Here is a 19,356-nt window from a genome sequence, read left to right as displayed (position 1 = left end):
AGCCAACGTAGTGAAGGGAACGGAATCGATTCTGAAGAAGCGGTAGCGTTCGCCTTTATCCCCGGATTTTGTCCTATGGAATAGGACATTCAAAAAATCGGGGGATAACAGTGATCGAAAGAACGATCCGTAACCGTAACGGCCACCTGCTGCTCACCAGTCACTTATTCCCGTGTTTAGTCGATAAATCCTTCCATTACTGCCGTTGGCATCATATTCGACTGCCATGCGCCTTTGCCGTACCCGCCGTTATAACCTGGTGTAGCCTGAGGCTCCCAGTAGAATACACCTTTACCTTTGCCATTAGGCAGGTTGCGGATTTGGTTTTTCATCGACGCAACGAAGCTTTTGCCTGCCGCTGCCTGATTATTATCCATGCCTATTTCAGAAACGATAATTTCCTTACCATACCGGTTGATCAGATCCTTGGCGTTGTTCACAGCATTGGTGACAGCGGTGTTCCAGCCGGAAGCGGAAGGATAGAGGGACATGGCAATCATGTCAAAGTTGGCACCGTTATTGATCAGTCCACCGATATTCCATACAAAGAGGGCATTATCATCTCCGCCCGCCAAGTGAACGATTGTTTTGGTGTTGGTGCTGATGGACTTCACGGCATTGTGGCCCGTGTTCACCAGCCATGCATAATTTTTCATGTTGGTGGATGCTTTTCCGTCTTCCCATAACATACCGTTGCTTGTTTCGTTACCGATTTGTACCCAGTCCGGGGTTACACCTTTGCTCTGCATGGCCATCATAACTTCACGCGTGTGATTCCATACAGCGTCCATCAGCTGCTGGAACGTGTAGTTTTTCCAGGCCGCAGGTTTCGTTTGTTGACCCGGGTCAGCCCAGGAATCGCTGTAGTGCAGGGTCAGCATGACACTCATGCCTGCATTTTTGGCACGCAGGGCCAGAGCAGCTGCACGATCTTTGTTCATGTAACCGTTTCCATAATCATTCGAAGGATTAACAAAGACACGAATACGAACGGAATTGATCTGGTAATCATTTTTCAAAATATCAATAATATCACGCTGCACGCCGTTTTTGTCTTTCCATTTGTAGCCTTGCGCTTCCATCCCGGGCACCCAACTGATATCGGCTCCTTTGGCGAAGCTCGGTGCTGCACTGGCATGCTGACCTGCGGGCAGCATAATGGAGGTGAATAACAAAACAAAGACCAGAGCGATGGATGTTTTGAAACCCCTTACATTTTTGAACATTACAATATGCCTCCTCGAATATGGGTTGAGTTGCAACCTAATTATAGCGAGTATTGTTTGCACAGCTACAGGGTTCATTTCCAATATTTTGGTTGTTTTTTCAACCTCTCCCGAAAAAAGACAAAACAAAAAGCCGTCCGAAGACGGCTTTTCTACCCGTGGCGCTTTTTGAAACCTTGATCCGTATCCCGCGCCTCCACCAGAATCAGTTTATTTTGAGCTAGTGGATCGGGTAAGGGACACGTTCAACATGTGATTAGATATGTTGACGCACCTCCTTTCCTTGTGGCAAGAGTATACAACACTCTTTTCCGGAAAGCTAGTCTTTTTTTTATATTTACGCAAAATTATTTTTCGGTTTGGAACATCGTGATATCCCGGTCATAATGGCTCTTCGTACCGTTATCGTTGCGAATTCTCACGCTGTCTTCGCTGATCTGCTCTACGATGCCACGACCCACTTCACAATATACGCCAGCCGGATCTTCCTGCCATGCAGTTACTGTGCATTGGGATAGTGCAGCTGTGAAAAACTCTATATTTTTTTGTAACGTTCTAGGTTTGTTCGATTTCATTATATACTCCTTTAACAAAAACAATTTTAGAATGTGGACAGTAACCGGACATTTTACACTGTAGATCACTTTACTCTGTCTCCTGCTCTTTGTAAAGGGATGGAAAAAGTTATCGGCATGAGGTATCATTTACATAAATTTTACATAGCGTTTACACTACGCTGACGCTTGTAGCCAATCACGAATAGTACAATTATATTAGCATCTATAAAAAATTGAACTAAACATTTACACGAGAACGGAGAGGACAGAAAAAACCTGTAGAAGCAAAGCGTTCGCCTTTATCCCCGGATTTTCTCCATTGAAAAAGGAAATAAAAAAATCTGGGGATAACAGCGATCGGAAGGTTGTTCTGTCATCGGAGTGGAAAGTGTAAATACTCTTTAGTTCAATTTATCTAACCAAGAATAGATATGTAACAAATTCGGAGGCCATACATGCATAGAGATGTCAAAACAGGTAACTACGTTAACCGTGATTTAAGTTGGGTGGAATTCAATCGTCGTGTGCTCCAGGAGGCTCAAGATCCAACGACACCTCTGCTGGAACGCATGAGGTTTCTTGGTATTGTTGCCAGTAATCTGGACGAGTTCGTAAGTGTAAGGGTAGCGGAGACGAAAGAGAAGATCAAGGCTGGATTTACGCAAAAGGATTTTACGGGCTACACCCCTTCCGGGTTGTACCGCAGATTGATTAAACGAACGGGGACCATGGTCGCCGAGCAATATAAAACCTATCGGGAGCTCATTCGTCTTCTCGCCAAGAAAGGCGTGCATTTTCAGGAATATACCGATCTGAATATGACGCAACAGCGAGCAATGGACCAGTATTTTCATGATATCATTTTTCCGGTATTAACACCGATGGCGATCGATTCGAGCCGGCCATTCCCACTGGTACACAATAAGTCTGTATATCTTTCCGTGATGCTGCAGAAGGAAGAAGAGCAGGAGGGCGAGCCATTTTTGGCTATTGTTCAGGTTCCCTCTAATCTGCCGCGCGTGGTTCAGGTGCCTTTAAGGGCGAATAGTAAAAAGAAAACGTTCATTTTGATCGAAGATCTCATCAAACATCATATTCATACCTTATTCAGCGGATATGTGCCGCTGGCTGTTCAGGAATTCAGGGTGACCCGCAATGCGGATCTTTCCATTAATGAAGAAGAAGCCGAGGATTTACTTGAGGCGATCGAGAAGGAGCTGCGGCGCAGACGCCGGGGAGCACCAGTACGACTGGAAATTTGCAAGGATTTTCGCCCGGATGCGTTGCTGGAGCTGCAGGAAGAGTTCGATATTCAAGACCCTGTGTACGAGATCGATGGACCGCTGGATTTGAGCTTTCTGGCCGGGTTTGTAGATAGTTTGGATGGCTTCTCTCATCTGAAATATAGTCCGGTGCAGCCTGTGTATCCACTGGAGTTTCTTCCTCGGGAAAGTCACTTCGAACTGCTGCGTAAACGGGACGTGCTCGTGCATCATCCATACGAATCGTTCGAACCGGTAACGGACTTTATTGTGGAAGCTTCGGAAGATCCACGCGTGATGGCGATCAAAATGACGTTATATCGGGTGAATGGGGATTCCCGTCTGATCCCTGCACTGGCTCATGCAGCCGAGAGCGGCAAACAGGTAACGGTTGTTGTTGAATTAAAAGCCAGATTTGATGAAGAGCGGAATATTGCATGGGCCCGCACGCTGGAGAAGGCAGGTTGTCATGTCGTATATGGATTGGTCGGCTTAAAGACCCATGCCAAGATTATTCTCGTCGTACGCAGGGAACAGAGTGGTCTGAGAAGGTACGTGCATGTTGGAACAGGTAACTATAATGAAAGTACAGCCAAAGTGTACACCGATGTAGGACTGTTTACCTCCAATCCCATCATTGGTGAGGACGCATCGGAATTGTTTAATGAGATTACCGGATATTCAGGACCCAAAGCGTTGCAGGCATTCCGCGTCGCCCCTGACGGCATGAAGGATGAACTGTTCGCGCTCATTCGTCGGGAAAGGGAACATGCCTTCAAGGGAAGACCGTCCAGAATTATTGCCAAAATCAATTCCTTATCCCATCAGGATATCATTGATGAATTGTATCTGGCATCTCAAGCTGGAGTGCAGATCGATCTGATCGTGCGCGGTGTATGCTGCTTGCGTCCGGGGGTAGAGGGACTTAGTGAGAATATTCGGGTGATCAGCATCGTGGATCGGTTTCTGGAACACTCCAGACTGTTTTATTTTGAAAATAGCGGGAACCCGGATGTGTATCTGTCCAGCGCAGACTGGATGACCCGGAATTTGAAGCGAAGAATAGAACTGATGTGTCCCGTGTTTGATCCGGAGCTGAAAAAGATGCTGGTCGACATATTGAATCTGTCGCTCATGGATAATGTGAAGGCCAGAGAGCTCATGCCTGGCGGCAATTATGTTTTTGTACAAAATGAAAAGCCCCCGCTGAGAAGTCAGACGGAGGCGATGGGCATTATCCCTTGGAAGCCTGCTGAATGGAGTGCGTTAACGTAACTCCCCAAGCTTCCTGTAAATCCTTGACGGCATCGTCAAGGCCACTGAGTTCCAGTAACGGCTCGGCTGTACAGATGAATTGCATCTGCAGCGAGTCGTTTTCTTTTGTTGCCTTTATAGCGGTAATACTTTCAGAACGATTAATCGCTTCAGTCACGCGCAGCAGAGAGCCTAAGCGATGGGCATGCCGTTCGTCCGAATCCTTGAGAATGTCCCTGTGCTTATGCAGCAGCTGGGGCGTTCTTTTTTTGGGATGATAATCGGCTGCAATGGCACTCAGGATGGTCTCCCGGTGAGATAGTCCGTAGATGCTTGCATTCATGATCCAATAGGCCGAGTGCTGGGGATACCGGAAGTAGTTAATCTGTTTTCCAGCCATGTGCAGCATGGAGACCGTGTACAGAATCCGGGCATCTGCTGGATCGGGAGCACTACCTTGCAGGGCAGTATACAGGGTGAGCGCATCATGGTGAATCCGATTCAGGCGTTTCTCCGGAATGGGTGGGCCAAAATGAATGAAGTTGCGAATGCTGTCCCGCAGCGCATCTGGCACGACCGGCTTACCTTCAGCCAGGAGATCCCTTAGCAAACCATCCCGTAATCCCGCTCCGCTCACGACATAACGATCCCCCTGGATGATTCGGAAGACCGTCCGCAATATGAGTACACCTGGAACAATAATGTCGGCACGATCCTTAGCCAGTCCGGGTACTTTCTTGCGCTGTGCCGAGGTTAGATGTGGCAAAGAACGAGCAATATTTTCCATCTCTTCTGCACCGATTTCATAATGATGCGTAACCGGTAATGAGTATTGCGTTCTCTTCTGCTCAATTTTGGCCAGTGTACGCATGGTGCCCCCAAGTCCAATAAGAGGTAGTCCGGGATGTTGTCTGATCCAATCCAGACCGCTCAATGCCTGTATAACTTCATTACATAGCGCAGCCGCATTTGCTTCAGTCCACTGATCTTCCCCACCATAACGGGCATGTGAGTTAACCGCACCGATAGGCAGAGAGATGCTGTGCAGTCTTGTTCGATTACGGAATACAGTGATCTCGGTACTGCCGCCGCCAATATCCACGACATAACCATCCGCGAGATCAATCGATTGGGTGACACCAAGGAAACCGTAATAGGCTTCCTGATCACCGGATACACATTCGATAGTAAGTCCCGTTTCAGCTTCCAACCAACCTATAATTTCTGGAGCATTGCCTGCATTCCGAATGGCAGCCGTCGCTGCAGCGCGGATAAGCTTGGTTTGATAAGCTTCGCAAGTAGCCCTGAATTGTCGCAAAATCGTAATGGCCTTGTCCAGTGAATGTCGCAGGATGGTTCCGTCTTGTTCAACCACATTGCTTAGACGAGCGGCATATTTGTCTTCATGAATGATACGGTAGGCTCCATCCTGATCGAGTTCATAAATAACCAGACGAATGGAATTGGAGCCGATATCGATAATTCCGAGTATTTCGTTATGTGTCATAAGAATCTCCTTCTACAGAGGTTAATCTACCCGATTTTCAGCAAGGCAGCCATGGCTTCCGGTGAACCCGGAGGCGTCGAGGAGAAGGGCGTGGTCAGCATGACCACAATGATGAAGACGATAAAACAAGCAAACAGAATACAACTTACAGCAAAACCGCGATTGCTTTTCTTCATAAACAGTCGAATACCTGTAACGAATAGAAGTACCGTAATGGCTACCAGAACGATAGAAATTGCAAAATAGGCTACGCCGTACAGTGATTTAAAAAATGATTCCATGTCTTCTGAACGCTCCTTAGATCCTCATATTTAAGCCTCTCCAAACCATTCCTTAGTAGCATACGATAGATTGATGCGTTTGAAAAGCAAACCAGGCGCCTGTTCCGGCCTTGAACCAAGCTGATGGACTATATCAACGGAAAAGGGGCCCCAGCCTTGGACAGACATCCAAGAAAGCACGGCTTCTGTTGAGTATGTATAAGGAAGGACTATTGTTCACGAAAGGAGATCAACCCATGTCGAGACAGCTTGCAAGCAAATGGCTGAAGACAGCGGCGCTGTTGAAATACCCGGTAGCTGCTGTCCACATTCCACAGACGAAGGCGTTCAACTCGGGGAATCTGCTAAACATGCTTAGTCATCATGGAATGGTGTATATCAAACCTGTTGTCGGTGGTGGTGGTTACGGTGTCATTAGAGTATCAGCAAGCGGAGGAACCTATCGGTACACCCATATGAAAATAACCCGTTCTTTTACTCAGTTTAATCAGATGTACCGCTCCCTAATCCGTGTAAAAGCCAGACGGAGATACCTGATTCAGCAAGGCATTCATTTGGCGACCATTCAAGGCAGACCTGTCGATTACAGAGTCAAAGTCGTCAAGACGGAAAGAGGCTGGGTATTCCGTTCTATGGTGGGACGGCTCGCTCGTCCAGGGCTGGTCGTGACCAATCTTAGCAAAGGAGGAACGATGCTGTCCGGTAGGAGAGCGCTCGCTCTGTCCCTACCTCATATTTCAGGAAAACATAAACGTCGCGAGATGCGTTCACTGACACTCACCTGTACGAATATCATGGAACGTCAGTTCCCGGGTGTGGGGCAGCTTGGTTTCGATTATGGACTGGATTATTCAGGGAAAATATGGATTTTGGAAGTGAACACCAGACCGCAATGAAAATGGTTCAAAAATCTAAAAAAATCCAAAGAAAATCCGATACTAATATAGTAGGAAACTAGAATGAAAAACGTTTGAATTTTAACAATTAAGGGTAATTTACTCGCATCAACTCTTGAAACTATGAATTTATTCTAAAAAAAATGCTCTGATAATCGTTCTGTTCGATAGGCTGCGGTCCTGTGTATAAATACTGTCCACACTATCCACGTTGATCAATCAACATTTTTACCATTTATCAACAAACTATACACAGGATTTCCACATGACATTGTGGATAACAAGAACGCTTGTTCTCTTTATAAATCTCTGATATGATAGTTTTGAGGAAAAAAAAGGAAAGGTTGTGGCGGGAAATGGCTATGTTATCCGATGAGATGTTGTTGGATTCCTACCATAAGGCGATTGAGTTGAATCTCGAACGAGATTTCATCGCACTGCTGTTGGCAGAAATCCATAAGCGCAAACTGGGTACCGACGTATCTGCCATTCTTCACTAGAGATCCTCATTGCAGGCAATGTTACAGGTTTCCGGACATGTCCCATAGATTGACAGGCCATAGCGTGCTTGTCTGACATTGGTGACAGTACATCATATGATTGCAAACGTTTTCGGCTTCGTCTGCCATGTCAGAGGAAGTGTGAATGACGTAGGGGCTGTACGGTCCGGTGTAATCGTCCAATTTGCCGCATTCTGACAGTCCCTGAAGGCAGTGGGGACAAGCCTGCTCCGGTACAACCAGACCGTTACACAGCGGGCATATATAAGACAAGGGTATCCCTCCTGATATTGAATTCATTCAGGAGTAAGATACCCTTTTTTGTGTCTTTTATGTTCTATATCATTCCATAAGGAATTAGCGCTTCATGTTACTGCTGTGTCCCGGGGACAACTTGGCGTCTGGGTCGAAGTAAACCTTGGCATTGTTAACTGCGGTTGGTGCTTCACCAAATCCGACAGCAATCAGCTTCAGCTTGCCTGGATAAGTTGTAATATCTCCGGCAGCATAGATACCCGGAATGGAAGTTTCCATGCGGGAATCGACTACGATGGAATTGCTATCAATTTCGATGCCCCATTCTGCGATAGGTCCCAGGGAAGAGACAAAGCCGAAATTGACGATTACATCATCGACTTCAATTTCCTGTGTTTCCTTCGTTTTGACGTGAGCCAAAGTAACCTTGGTAATGCTGTCTTCACCGTGAAGTTCCGTAATTTCGGTAGGTGTAACGATGTTTACCTTGGAATTCATCAGGTTTTCGACACTGTGCTCATGCGCGCGGAATTTGTCGCGGCGATGGATCAGGGTTACTTGCTCAGCGATCGGCTCGAGCATAAGCGCCCAGTCTACAGCGGAGTCACCGCCACCGCTGATCAGTACTTTTTTGCCGGCAAAGGCGTTCAGGTCACTGATGAAGTAGTGCAGATTGGTTTTTTCGAATTTGGCCGCACCCTCAAGCTCCAGACGACGGGGTTCAAATGCACCCACACCTGCAGTGATAATTACGGCTTTGGCGTGATATTCATTCACATCAGTTTTAACGACGAAGTGACGTTCTTCTAATTTCTCAACCGATACAACCTTTTCCTCAAGACGGATGTTCGGGTTAAAATGGCTCATTTGCTCCACCAGATTATTCACCAGCTCCTGAGCAGTAACTTTTGGGAACCCGGCTACATCATAGATGAATTTTTCGGGATAGAGGGCGGCAAGTTGTCCACCAAGTTGTGGCATACTTTCAACCAGCGTAACAGATGCCTGACGCATCCCTCCGTAAAACGCGGCGAACAGACCCGCAGGGCCGCCACCAATAATAAGTAAATCGGTCATGTCATGACCGGCAGTTTGTGCAGTCAAGAATCAACAACACCTTTCTTATTTTTAATAGGTAGGTAACAGAAATAATAAAGCCGGGTACGTATGGTAACCAGCGTTTGTTGCTGAACTGTCTTTCTCATTATAAACGGTGTAAACTGGGTTGCAAAGTTGGCAGTTTGATGAATCTGGGAACAATAGATGAAGATCAGGTGAGAATAGGATGAAATTGGAAATGAAAGGTTATGAAAAATAACAAAAAAAACCTTGATCTTTGCCAGAAATACAGATATCCTTGACCTGTACTATGTGTTTTTTTGTCTAATTTAGCCTCAATTTGTAATGTGAAGACAATACCCGCGTTTTGTTGAATCTTGTGTATAATTTCACAATTTTAATCGATAACTTGCATGCAAAAAGTTCAAATAAATTCGCGAAGTTAACATTTGTCGTCATAATGGATAAGACCTCATCAATATGGGTAAGTAAGAGCCTTTTTACAACAAAACTATCGAATGGCTGATGCAATGAAACCGGAAGGGGTATAGACATGAGCAGTATTCCCAAAATCGTCATCCTCGGCGCGGGCTATGGCGGGATTCTGACAGCCCAGCGGCTGCAGAAGGAATTGAACTATAACGAGGCCGATGTCACATTGGTGAACCGGCATGATTATCATTATATCACTACACATCTACATATGCCGGCTGCCGGCACAGATACCATTGAACATGCAAGGGTCCCGATTTCGAAGCTGATTGACGAGTTCAAGATTGATCTGGTCAAATCTTCGGTGAAGGAGATCCGCCTGCAGGATCGGAAGATTATTCTGGAGGATGGCACGTTATCTTATGATTATCTGATTATTGGATTGGGTGGAGAACCGGAGACCTTCGGTATTCCAGGCATGCTCGATCATGCCATGACCATTCGCAGCATTAACTCGGTCAGAATGATTCGCGAGCATATCGAATATCAGTTTGCCATGTACAAAAACGATAATAAACGTAACCGAATTCGTTTTGTTGTGGGTGGGGCTGGCTTCAGTGGTGTCGAATTCGTGGCTGAACTTGCGGATCGCATTCCTCAGCTATGCAAGGAATTCGACGTGAATCCCAAAAATGTGCACATCTATAATGTGGAAGCAGCGCCTTCAGCTCTGCCGGGCTTTGATCCGGAACTGGTTGAGCATGCAATGAACGTGCTGAAGAAAAAAGGTGTTACTTTCAAAATCGGTGTTCCGATCAAGCAATGTCTGCCAGACGGAGTCATTGTGGGCGAAGGAGAAAAAATCGATGCAGCAACGGTCGTATGGACCGGCGGTATTCGGGGGAATGCTCTGCTTGAGCAGGCAGGCCTTGAAGTGATGCGTGGGCGGGTGAAGGTTGATGAATTCCTTCGTGCCCCAGGGCATGAGCATGTCTATGTCATCGGTGACAATTCACTGGTGTTCAACAACGAAGGGCGCCCATATCCACCTACAGCTCAGATCGCGATGCAGCAAGGTGTTAACTGCGCCAAAAACGTTGTCGCTGCCATCCGTAAAAAGCAGCCACAGCCTTTTGTGTTTACAAGTAAAGGTACAGTTGCGTCACTGGGGAAAGGCGAAGCTATCGCTGTCGTAGGCGGCAAGAAATACAAGGGATGGAAGGCGGCTCAGCTGAAAAAGCTGGTGGATCTCCGGTACTTGTTTATCATCGGTGGCATTCCCTTGGTACTGAAGAAAGGGCGGTTTTTTGGATGAGACATTGCAGTGTTCAGGTCAGAGGACTACTCACACGCGAAGAACTGGATCGGTACAACGCCCTGATGCAGGTTGGCGGTTATCTGGAGGAACAGGATCAGTATGATCTGGCTTATATCGTTCAGAAGGAAGTGGATATTCTCATTTTGCCTGCTATTGAGCGGCTTAAGGAGAAGGGACGTGACCGTGACCGGGCAACAGCTGAGTTTTTGGAGTCTCTGAAAGCGGTTGATGAAGAGGATCAGGATTAAGCAATCACGTTTATTCAAAAGAACCCGAGTCATCCATTTATGATTGAACATTTCATATTCATTCGAAAAAGTAAAAGCACCACTGACCCTATCCTTAATGGAGGTGTCGCGGTGCTTTTTGTGATTTATCCAATTTACAGCTTGAGCATATCTTCCAATGTTGCTTCGTTCAGCAGACTTCCCACATAGAACGAGCCGAATTCGCCATAACGGGCACTGACTTCGTCAAAGCGCATCTCGTAAACGAGCTTCTTGAACTGAAGTGCATCATCCGCAAACAACGTAACGCCCCATTCCCAGTCATCGAAACCAACGGAACCGGTAATGATTTGTTTCACTTTGCCAGCGTAACTGCGGCCAATCATGCCGTGGCTGCGCATCATCGTACGGCGTTCGTCCATCGACAGCATGTACCAGTTATCGTTCAGTTCACGTTTTTTGTTCATTGGGTAGAAGCAGATATATTGTCGCTGTGGCAGGACCGGTTTGAGACGAGCGATGATTTCCGGGTTCTGCATAGGGTCTTCGCCCTCTTTGCCAAGATAATTGCTCAGTTCCACTACACTGACATAAGAATATGATTTGGTGGTGTATTGGGCAAACATCGTTTTGTTGAACGCGTTCTCAACAGCCTTCAGATCTTCCAGCGTTTCACGCAAGTGCATCATGACAAGGTCAGCCTTCTGTCCCACAACGGTATATACGACAGTGCTTCCTTTGGATGAATCCTCTACTGCTTTCCATTCCTTCCAGAACGCCTGAAGCTCGTCCAGGGCTACGGCGCGTTCCTCATCATCGGCTGCTTTCCAGGCGGCCCAGTTAATCGAGCGGAAGTCATGCAGGGCGTACCAGCCCTCCAATGTTGATGCGGCTTCGTTCATTGAATTGATTCCTCCTGCAGGTTATATTTCCAAATCCCGGTAAGGGACGGTTGAGTACTTTATCGTCTTCATTGTATCCCAACAGGAAGCAGAAGGGCAAATGAAGAGAAGGTGAATATAGGGAAATTTGTCCAGAAAGTTCGTTGCTTCGCCACATTTTTTGCGGTACACTATCTACTATCCGTAGTAAGAGAAACCGATTCAGTGAAAGAAGAGGTGAACGTCACCCGATGCAGTTTATACCTGTGCTGGTATTGATGGTGTTATTTTTCGTTATGATGTTTGGTATCGGTTTCATTCTGAATATGCTGATGAAGACAACCTGGTTTCCTTCCTATCTGTTCATTATTGTCATTCTGCCTGTCGTCGTGTATTCCTTATGGGATCATACGGCATCGCTGATGTCGCATCTGGGTTCTTTCCATATTGTAGACTATATGACGGGCGTAGCTGGACTTGCTGGAGCGGTCATCAGTGGCTGGGCCATTCGCAAACTTCGCCTGGGTGGGTACAAAATGTTTTAATCAGCTACCCAAATGGCAGCAAACGCTGTACTGCATTTTCCATAAAGGTCTTGCCTTTGTCGTAAACGCTTACGAGTGCAAAGGGAAGGCTTTTTGGCATGCATCCCAAAAATGTGCATGATCATTCGGACATGTCTCATATATATGTGTATAACATTTTCTCCATATGTTCACTTGTGTTCTATGGCTGTAGCTTTTATAGTAATCTAGCAACTCTACGAAAACGTGAATGCTGTCGACCTAGGACGAAACGGAGCGAGAACAGGTCCGTTTTTTACCTGTTTTTGAGCATTTGAGGATCGGACATTTATGATAGAATAGATAAACATACTTTTGGGGAGAAGGAGATCAAGCTATGCGCATGAAGAATTTGCACCATTATACTGAACATCATCGCTATTGCGTATACAGGGAGTTTGGACTTAGTGCCCTGGATGACCGCATGCTCACCGGAGCGTATCAGCCAATGGTAGGTGCCTTTGCGATAGGCTTGTATCGATTGCTGTTTCAGCATCTTCCCGGTGAACAGGTCGGTTACTCGCCGCTTGAACAGCAACGGAGGCTGTTCATGACGCTGGGACTTGAGCCCAGCGAGAAAGGGCGCAAGTATTTGGTGGAGCAGGCATCCAAGCTTGAAGCCGTTGGTTTGCTTCAGACTTCACGGCTGTATATTCCGGAAAATGACGACTACATTTATGAATATGAGCTGCAGCCTCCGCTCTCTCCGGCAGAATTTTTCCGTACACAGCATTTGACACTGCTGCTTCGTGACAAAATCGGCAAGTTCGCCGTACTCTCACTGCGTTCCGGTTTTTCGGCGATAGAGAGCGGTGATGCGCCTTACCCGGCAGCGAATAAAGAGAATATTTCCGTTCCTTTTTACGATATATTTGAATTGAATACGCATGTCATCGATTATGAACTGGAGCAGGCGTTGTCGGAAGTGTCGACTTCGGCTCAGCGCAGCGGGATCAATGGAGCAGTTGAAGAGAACAGTCTGAATTATGCCGACATTATATTGCGTTTTCCGCGTGAGTCGGTCAATCGCCGTCATGTGGAGCAATTGCGGTTCGATCACGAACAGCTCGGCATTGTGAATTATGTCGTGAACAAATTCAATCTCAGCGTACAGGATGTATGTCGTTTGCTGGATGAAGATGATATCTTTAACTCACAAGGCCAGCTTGTGCTGGATGACCTTCAACACAAGGCAAGCCTGCAGTTCAGACAGACCAAGAAGCGACATGAGCAGCAGACGGTACAGGCAGCGAAGGTTGTTGCTCTCAGACAGCATATGGAGGAGCCTGAACGGAAAGAGGATTCCGGTGAACCGCCTGTTGAACATGTGGTACAGATGGAATATTACGTCGAAGTGCCTCCGCAATTTTCGACCAAGTGTGATATTCATCAATATAATATGATGCTGCGTAATGAGCCCTACACACGATTGCTTCAGACGTTCTTCCCTGGTGCCGTGCCGGACAACCTGGTGGACATTTTTGAGAAGATCGACCTCAGCTACAAGCTGCCAGGTGAAGTAATCAATGTACTGATTCATTACTTGATGGCATTGCTTGTATCCGGCGGCGAGCAAAGAATTAACCGTAACTTCGTTGAGGCTATTGCCTCCAACATGCTGCTCAAGCAGGTGAATTCCTATGAGAAGGCGGTACAATACATTCGAGACCAAGCCAAGGTCAAAGGCAAACAGGCTGCTGGTGCAGCTGGAACCCGTTCCCGTACATACGGCAAAGGAACCAAAGCCAAACCCGAAATTCCGATTGTACAAGACATAGGTGCCGACGGCGATGCCGTATCCGAAGAAGAGTTCGAAGAGATGATGAGGTTTGCCCAGCAGATGCAAGCAAGCAAACAAAAGGGAACTTCATAACAATTCATAATATACACCTAAAAGGCGAGTCACCTAAATCAAAGGAGACTTGCCTTTTATTCTTTCAAAGAAAAGAGGGACTCCCGATGGCAAAATGGGATAACATGCTGTCCATGCTTTGGATGCTGAGATCCGGAAGAAAGCTCACCGCCGCTCAGATCGCGGACAGTTTGGAGATTAGCGTCCGCACTGTGTATCGATATATCGACGCATTATGCGCAAGTGGCGTGCCGGTCGTTGCGGAATCGGGCCATGATGGTGGTATTCATATTCTGGAAAATTTCAAGGAAACGCCATTGTTCTTTAACGCTGTAGAGTTGAAGGCGCTTGTGGATGCGTTTAAATTTGCCCAAGGTGCTGGCTATCCTTATGTGCAAGAGCTGGAGTACGCGCTGAAGAAGGTGGAGAATGGACTGCACGAGGAGCAGCGCCACGATCTGTCACGCAAGCAGAGCAGCTTGGACGTGGTCTCTTCAGCGCGTCCGCCTTCAGTCGTTCCGTTGTTGCGGGAGTTGGAACAAGCGACGAATGACGGGCGAACGGTCCGTATCTTCTATCGGAAAGCGAATGCGGAGCAGGCTTACGAACGTGAAGTCGATCCATATGGGCTAGCGTATGACCGAAACGAATGGTACGCTGTCGCGTTCTGCCATCGGTCGCAGGCAATGCGGACGTTTCGCGTCGAACGAATCGAACGACTGGAGACAACCGAAGCAAGGTTTGACAAGCCGGAGACTTTCTCTGCGTCCGCGTTTTTCTGTGAGCAGTCCAACCAGAGACGGGAGGCAGATGGACCGTTGACGGTAATCCGTATTGAGGGACAGCCTGACACGCTTAATGCGGTTTGCAACCACTGGCATCTGCGCCACTATTTGACGGAACGAACCGATCGGGAGGCACGGTTTCTGATCGATGCTCCGACGATGAACAAGTACCTTCCGACATATCTCATGACCTTCGGCACGGGCATTCGCATCCGCGAACCACTGGAGTTGAAGCAGCGGATTCAGGAAATGGCATACGGTATCGCCAAACATTATGAAAACGATGCGGATTGAATTTCTGGATGGAAGTTCGCTGACAACAGCTGTCAGCGAACTTATTATACGATTGAGTCAAGGCTAAGGCAGCCAAACCATGCGAAGAAGGGAAAGGTGAATTCATTGATGCTTCAACAATCATACCGACTGTATGACTATCATGTTTGGGCAAACGATCGATTGTTTGCACACCTGGAGCAACTCCCGAAGGAGGTATTCCATGCGGAAGTAACGAGCGTGTTCCCATCCGTATCACAAACATGTGCACATATGTACTTGTTCGAACAGCTCTATATGCTCGTGCTCGCGGAAGTTCCGAACGAGGAGATCTTCCCGAAAATCTCGGGCTGGACAGAGGAAGCGCAGGGTAAAGCCATGAATGAGATGCGGGAACTGTTTGGCAGCGTTGCCGAACGTTTCCGCGATTTACTGCGGCATACGCCTGACCCGGACAAAAAAATGACAATCGAGCATCCGAAATACGGTAAAATGGAAACACGTTTTTCCGACATTCTACAGCATGTTGTCAACCACGGGACGTATCACCGGGGCAATGTGACCGCGATGTTGAGACAGCAAGGTTATAGCGGTGTGCCAACCGATTATATATTTTATTTGTTGGAACAGCAGAAAGTTCAAGGGTAAAATGAATCGGATAAGAGTGAAGAGCGAGTCGACCACAAAACAAAAAGTTGTATCGATAGGGTATGCCATGCTGATCGGAGTTATCATGGGGGTGGCAGCCAAACTTGTTGATGTTCCGGGGATCAACCCTATATTTGACAGTGTAGGGGGACGTCTAGGTGTATGGGTATTTGTTGCAGTGCTTCTATCGGTTTTTAGCTATTCTCCCCATTTGGCGGCAGTAAAAATATTCATCTTTTTCGGATCGATGCTGACCGTGTATTATGTTTACACCTTGTTATTTCTACATTTTTCTCCAGAAAGGGCTATGGTTTTTTGGGGGATATGCGCGGTGGTATCTCCGATCTGTGCTTATATTATGTGGTATGCACGTGGGAGTGGGATGTTATCTAATGTTGTTACAGCTCTCCCCATTACATTATTACTGTCAGAAGGGTTTCAATTACGTCACGCTTACTTACCCATTCACACTCATTACTATTTAATTCCAGTCCTTATGATAATATATCTAATCATGATTGTTGTGTTGGTGCTGATCATACCCATAAATAAAAAACAATTTTTACCCATTCTATCGATAGCACTTATATTGTCATTTATTATGATCTATTTTAATGTTTTAGGTCGAATATTTGGTGGGATGAATGGCGTATTGTAGACTTTAATTAAAAGTGCCAAACATAAATTAGGCCCTTCCGACTTCCTGTAGGGAAGCGAAAGGGCTGGATTTTTCTATTGTTTTCTCGGCGCCTAGAAGTCGGTTAACCTTGTGACCTTTTATCGCAGAATCGTCGTTGCTTTATTGCCGGCATAATCTTCGATAACGAGCTTCAGGGAGCTGGTGCTGGACGCAGGCGTGAATGTCAGTTCGCTCAGCTTCGTTCTGCCCCGAATGATATAAGGGAACTTCTGTGAAACGTAAGTTACTCCGAATTCGCGTGCCACCTCATTTTCATAGACATAGATTTTGTACCAATCCTCCAAATCAGGCAATGCGAGGGTGTACTTTCCATCCTTTACCGTCACCTTTTCCTTGGCATATGGTGTAATCTGAGTATCTGCCAGTTGTCCGGTCGTTGTGACTGGATTCTGTTTGCCAATGGCAATATCCAGGACGTAATGTTCACCATTGGTCGGAAGGCCTGTCAGAATGGCAGACTGTTTTCCTTTTTTGACCTGAAGTGTCTTGGTGAAAGGTTCCTTCGTGTACTCCGTTTGGAGTGTAAGCTGAATCGGATCTTTACCTTGGTTCTTCTTCGGGTTTTTCCAACGGACAATAGCATCGCCATTGTTCTTGAATTTCACATCAATGTCCTGAACAGCTGCATTCAGATCATAGGACAGGACGGTTGCTTCACTCTCGGTACCATCTGAGCCTACAGCACGAATGGACAGTTCGCCAGCGGGATGTTTGAGCGTTTTAATATAAAATGTGGAGTCATACACGCCGCCGACATAAGCGCCGTTCTCATACAGATTATATTGCTTAACCTTCGAATAGTCCTCGATATCCCATTCGACAACCAACTCATCGGTGTTGGTCAGTGCTTTGGTAATATGGAATCCCGTTGGAGCATTCGGTTTGGCGGCAGAACCGTCGGATATACGAATCTCACCAATGTTCATCTGATATTTTTCAATCGTAGTGCCGTTAGGGTCGAAGGATAGACCAAAAGCTGCAACAGTCTTCCCTTGGTATGCACTCAGATCGAGTGAGGTGGTCTTCCAGCCTGACGTGTGCTGACCTGAATTGGGCACTTTGACTTTGACCACTTTGGTCGGTTCATCCTCGAAGATCAGTCCGATATACATGGAGGAAGCGTCGTTGACAGACGGTTTGTTATAGGTGAGTTCCAGTTTGGATTGGGCGTTGATCGACAGATCCGTCTTGTACAGACGAAGGAAATTGTCCGCATTTAGACTTCCGTTCACGACAAGAGAACTGCCGCCAGTGAACGCACCAACGGAATCATACGTATAACGAGAACCTTTTTCATAGGTTGGACCATAGTCAAAGTCAACAGTGAGTTTGTCACCTTGACTATCCATCCACCACTGCCAGGTGACCGGGATATCCTGAATATTAATATTGGACCATTCGGTTGCATTGGAGACGGTTCCGCCCTCATAATATTTCAGACCGTGGCCTGTATTGAAGTTGGTCACAAAATTGGAGCCATGAATAACGGAGCGTTCGGTGAGGTAAGCGGCGATGCCGTCCCACTTTGCACCAGAAGCATATACATCGGACAGATCGACGGATGCCGTACGGCGTGCGTTGGTTGGGTCCTGATTCGGACCTGACCACCAAGCGCGGTCACGCACAAAGGTCATCCATTGGTACTCATCTTCGGCTCTATGATTCGTGCTGCCATCGCCCATTTCTTCATCCAGGGCATTGTGGGTAAAGTCAGCACCAAGCGTTGCAATACTGTTCATAGGCTGACCGTTCTCGTCCAGATTGTTACGCAGATCGTAGAGCTGCTTCCAACGACCAAACTGGTCATTTCCACCTTCGACACCGGCAAATACCGTTTCCAGTGGATCAAGACCCAAATCTAGGGCATGATCGCGCGAATCTCGCAGCATGTCATGGTTCCACACGTAATTCAGGAAGATCGAATCGGAGACTCTGCCTAATGCAGAATCTTGCACAAAAGGACTGTTGAGTCCGTTAAACTGGTTTTGGTATTGAATTTTGCCCGTTGTATTGATGGTGGAGTCATACCACTGAACATATAGTCCTTCGTCTCTTAAATACTTCATGAATTTCTTGTAGGAAGAGATGTCTTCAGGCGCAACGCCTTTGGCAACCTCTTCCTGATTGAAGAAGTATCCGTCGTAATTATAATACTTTGCCATCTCGACCAGCTTTGCAGCGACAGGGAAATTCCCTTCTTCATCCTGCACAAGCATCTGCTTGTAGGTTTGTGGTCCACGATCATTGTCTGAGAAGAAGATGTTGGCGATGGAACGGACACCGTTTTTGTGTGCAGCATTGGTGTACGCTGGATTCGGAATGTTCAAAATGCCAAACTCAAAGTACTTTTCCGTCCATTCCTTATTGGGGTCATACAATTCCTCAGGCACGCCAGCAGAAGCCATACCATGCCAATAGCTGTAATAGTCTGTGTACTGCCAATAATTAAAGAGGTATTCGCTGAATTCATTGGTGTAAGGAGTGCTGCCAAAGAATGAATTGCCATAATCGCCACTCATCGTAAAGAGCTGGGTGTCCGGGCTGAGTTCGGGATAAGCCTGCGTGGCCGCAAAGGCATCGTTACGTGGCTGCAAAGGTACATGAGCACGAAGCAGATCACCATGGATATCACTTTCGGGTGTCCAATTCAGAATCTGGGCAGCGGTGTAGCCATGCTGGTAAGGCTGGTTTACTCCCTTGGCGCTATCACCTGTATAAGGGAGCGTGTCTCCGGCATAAACGGATGTGGCAATGACTTGTCCAAGTAGAGCCGAAGTGAGAACCATTGCGGTTACTTTGGGGATAAGGCCTTTGGGTTTGTGTTTGCGTGTCATGCTGTTCCTCCTTCAAGTCGAATAAGAAAGTAAGGTATTCTTTTAC

General features: G+C 46.8%; 18 protein-coding genes. 10 read left to right on the top strand and 8 right to left on the bottom strand.

What is annotated here, in order from left to right:
* Positions 1-176: 176 nt before the first annotated feature.
* Together BMY78_RS27820 and BMY78_RS27815 are read right to left on the bottom strand one after the other, a co-directional pair.
* Positions 177-1,226, bottom strand: a complete 1,050-nt coding sequence (locus tag BMY78_RS27820) for a glycoside hydrolase family 53 protein (RefSeq protein ID WP_090904517.1) — start codon at positions 1,224-1,226, stop codon at positions 177-179.
* A gap of 347 nt (positions 1,227-1,573) precedes the next feature.
* On the bottom strand, positions 1,574-1,801 hold the full coding sequence (locus tag BMY78_RS27815; protein ID WP_072735535.1) for a hypothetical protein: 228 nt from the start codon (positions 1,799-1,801) through the stop codon (positions 1,574-1,576).
* A gap of 437 nt (positions 1,802-2,238) precedes the next feature.
* Between BMY78_RS27815 and ppk1 the strand changes: the two genes are divergently transcribed.
* The gene (ppk1, locus tag BMY78_RS27810) at positions 2,239-4,320 is read left to right on the top strand and encodes a polyphosphate kinase 1 (RefSeq protein ID WP_090904516.1); all 2,082 of its coding nucleotides are present in this window, start codon (positions 2,239-2,241) and stop codon (positions 4,318-4,320) included.
* Here ppk1 and BMY78_RS27805 read toward each other — a convergent pair.
* Together BMY78_RS27805 and BMY78_RS27800 are read right to left on the bottom strand one after the other, a co-directional pair.
* Positions 4,280-5,806, bottom strand: coding sequence for a Ppx/GppA phosphatase family protein (locus BMY78_RS27805; RefSeq protein WP_090904515.1), 1,527 nt, complete (start codon positions 5,804-5,806; stop codon positions 4,280-4,282). The genes ppk1 and BMY78_RS27805 overlap by 41 nt on opposite strands.
* A 26-nt stretch (positions 5,807-5,832) precedes the next feature.
* Positions 5,833-6,087 carry a hypothetical protein gene (locus tag BMY78_RS27800; protein ID WP_090904514.1) on the bottom strand — a complete coding sequence of 85 codons (255 nt, stop codon included), beginning with the start codon at positions 6,085-6,087 and terminating at the stop codon, positions 5,833-5,835.
* 236 nt (positions 6,088-6,323) lie between these two features.
* Between BMY78_RS27800 and BMY78_RS27795 the strand changes: the two genes are divergently transcribed.
* Together BMY78_RS27795 and BMY78_RS27790 are read left to right on the top strand one after the other, a co-directional pair.
* The gene (locus BMY78_RS27795; RefSeq protein ID WP_090904513.1) at positions 6,324-6,983 is read left to right on the top strand and encodes a YheC/YheD family protein; all 660 of its coding nucleotides are present in this window, start codon (positions 6,324-6,326) and stop codon (positions 6,981-6,983) included.
* 356 nt (positions 6,984-7,339) lie between these two features.
* On the top strand, positions 7,340-7,483 hold the full coding sequence (locus tag BMY78_RS27790; RefSeq protein ID WP_017692430.1) for a sporulation histidine kinase inhibitor Sda: 144 nt from the start codon (positions 7,340-7,342) through the stop codon (positions 7,481-7,483).
* 21 nt (positions 7,484-7,504) lie between these two features.
* Here the strand turns inward: BMY78_RS27790 and BMY78_RS32670 are convergent, their stop codons facing one another.
* Positions 7,505-7,756, bottom strand: a complete 252-nt coding sequence (locus BMY78_RS32670; protein WP_143067092.1) for a hypothetical protein — start codon at positions 7,754-7,756, stop codon at positions 7,505-7,507.
* Positions 7,757-7,840: 84 nt separating this feature from the next.
* Entirely contained in the window at positions 7,841-8,815 is a 975-nt protein-coding gene (locus BMY78_RS27785) for an NAD(P)/FAD-dependent oxidoreductase (RefSeq protein WP_211754064.1), read from the bottom strand.
* A 535-nt stretch (positions 8,816-9,350) separates the two neighbouring features.
* On the opposite strand from BMY78_RS27785, the gene BMY78_RS27780 reads away from it, so the two are divergent.
* Together BMY78_RS27780 and BMY78_RS27775 are read left to right on the top strand one after the other, a co-directional pair.
* Positions 9,351-10,544: an NAD(P)/FAD-dependent oxidoreductase gene (locus BMY78_RS27780; RefSeq protein ID WP_090904512.1), complete on the top strand. Its 1,194-nt coding sequence runs from the start codon at positions 9,351-9,353 to the stop codon at positions 10,542-10,544.
* Positions 10,541-10,795: a hypothetical protein gene (locus tag BMY78_RS27775; RefSeq protein WP_024632648.1), complete on the top strand. Its 255-nt coding sequence runs from the start codon at positions 10,541-10,543 to the stop codon at positions 10,793-10,795. Before BMY78_RS27780 ends, BMY78_RS27775 begins: the two co-directional genes overlap by 4 nt.
* A gap of 134 nt (positions 10,796-10,929) precedes the next feature.
* Here the strand turns inward: BMY78_RS27775 and hemQ are convergent, their stop codons facing one another.
* Positions 10,930-11,676 (bottom strand): hydrogen peroxide-dependent heme synthase, encoded by a 747-nt coding sequence (gene hemQ / locus BMY78_RS27770; RefSeq protein ID WP_090904511.1) that lies wholly within the window; start codon positions 11,674-11,676, stop codon positions 10,930-10,932.
* 230 nt (positions 11,677-11,906) lie between these two features.
* On the opposite strand from hemQ, the gene BMY78_RS27765 reads away from it, so the two are divergent.
* The 5 genes from BMY78_RS27765 (at position 11,907) to BMY78_RS27745 (ending at position 16,434) form a co-directional block, all read left to right on the top strand.
* Positions 11,907-12,200, top strand: a complete 294-nt coding sequence (locus tag BMY78_RS27765; protein WP_053783239.1) for a YuiB family protein — start codon at positions 11,907-11,909, stop codon at positions 12,198-12,200.
* Positions 12,201-12,555: 355 nt separating this feature from the next.
* Complete coding sequence (locus BMY78_RS27760; protein WP_090904510.1) at positions 12,556-14,091, top strand: replication initiation and membrane attachment family protein; 1,536 nt, start codon at positions 12,556-12,558, stop codon at positions 14,089-14,091.
* A gap of 86 nt (positions 14,092-14,177) precedes the next feature.
* Positions 14,178-15,149: a helix-turn-helix transcriptional regulator gene (locus BMY78_RS27755; protein WP_090904509.1), complete on the top strand. Its 972-nt coding sequence runs from the start codon at positions 14,178-14,180 to the stop codon at positions 15,147-15,149.
* A 108-nt stretch (positions 15,150-15,257) separates the two neighbouring features.
* Positions 15,258-15,776 (top strand): DinB family protein, encoded by a 519-nt coding sequence (locus tag BMY78_RS27750; RefSeq protein ID WP_090904508.1) that lies wholly within the window; start codon positions 15,258-15,260, stop codon positions 15,774-15,776.
* Between the two features lie 91 nt (positions 15,777-15,867).
* Entirely contained in the window at positions 15,868-16,434 is a 567-nt protein-coding gene (locus tag BMY78_RS27745; protein WP_143067091.1) for a hypothetical protein, read from the top strand.
* Between the two features lie 119 nt (positions 16,435-16,553).
* On the opposite strand, the gene BMY78_RS27740 is transcribed toward BMY78_RS27745, so the two are convergent.
* Positions 16,554-19,310 (bottom strand): endo-beta-N-acetylglucosaminidase, encoded by a 2,757-nt coding sequence (locus tag BMY78_RS27740; RefSeq protein ID WP_090904506.1) that lies wholly within the window; start codon positions 19,308-19,310, stop codon positions 16,554-16,556.
* Positions 19,311-19,356: the final 46 nt, after the last annotated feature.

Origin of the sequence: Paenibacillus sp. OK076 (genome assembly GCF_900110055.1) — a bacterium.
GTDB lineage: Bacteria > Bacillota > Bacilli > Paenibacillales > Paenibacillaceae > Paenibacillus.
This window is presented reverse-complemented; position numbering and strand designations above follow the sequence as displayed.

Excerpts from the sequence above, each read along its gene's own strand:
- BMY78_RS27790 (WP_017692430.1), top strand. The coding sequence starts at position 7,340 with ATGGCTATGTTATCCGATGAGATGTTGTTGGATTCCTACCATAAGGCG.
- ppk1 (WP_090904516.1), top strand. The coding sequence starts at position 2,239 with ATGCATAGAGATGTCAAAACAGGTAACTACGTTAACCGTGATTTAAGT.
- BMY78_RS27750 (WP_090904508.1), top strand. The coding sequence starts at position 15,258 with ATGCTTCAACAATCATACCGACTGTATGACTATCATGTTTGGGCAAAC.
- BMY78_RS27775 (WP_024632648.1), top strand. The coding sequence starts at position 10,541 with ATGAGACATTGCAGTGTTCAGGTCAGAGGACTACTCACACGCGAAGAA.
- BMY78_RS27800 (WP_090904514.1), bottom strand. The coding sequence starts at position 6,087 with ATGGAATCATTTTTTAAATCACTGTACGGCGTAGCCTATTTTGCAATT.
- hemQ (WP_090904511.1), bottom strand. The coding sequence starts at position 11,676 with ATGAACGAAGCCGCATCAACATTGGAGGGCTGGTACGCCCTGCATGAC.
- BMY78_RS27755 (WP_090904509.1), top strand. The coding sequence starts at position 14,178 with ATGGCAAAATGGGATAACATGCTGTCCATGCTTTGGATGCTGAGATCC.
- BMY78_RS27785 (WP_211754064.1), bottom strand. The coding sequence starts at position 8,815 with ATGACCGATTTACTTATTATTGGTGGCGGCCCTGCGGGTCTGTTCGCC.
- BMY78_RS27780 (WP_090904512.1), top strand. The coding sequence starts at position 9,351 with ATGAGCAGTATTCCCAAAATCGTCATCCTCGGCGCGGGCTATGGCGGG.
- BMY78_RS27815 (WP_072735535.1), bottom strand. The coding sequence starts at position 1,801 with ATGAAATCGAACAAACCTAGAACGTTACAAAAAAATATAGAGTTTTTC.
- BMY78_RS27760 (WP_090904510.1), top strand. The coding sequence starts at position 12,556 with ATGCGCATGAAGAATTTGCACCATTATACTGAACATCATCGCTATTGC.
- BMY78_RS27820 (WP_090904517.1), bottom strand. The coding sequence starts at position 1,226 with ATGTTCAAAAATGTAAGGGGTTTCAAAACATCCATCGCTCTGGTCTTT.
- BMY78_RS27795 (WP_090904513.1), top strand. The coding sequence starts at position 6,324 with ATGTCGAGACAGCTTGCAAGCAAATGGCTGAAGACAGCGGCGCTGTTG.
- BMY78_RS27765 (WP_053783239.1), top strand. The coding sequence starts at position 11,907 with ATGCAGTTTATACCTGTGCTGGTATTGATGGTGTTATTTTTCGTTATG.
- BMY78_RS27805 (WP_090904515.1), bottom strand. The coding sequence starts at position 5,806 with ATGACACATAACGAAATACTCGGAATTATCGATATCGGCTCCAATTCC.
- BMY78_RS27740 (WP_090904506.1), bottom strand. The coding sequence starts at position 19,310 with ATGACACGCAAACACAAACCCAAAGGCCTTATCCCCAAAGTAACCGCA.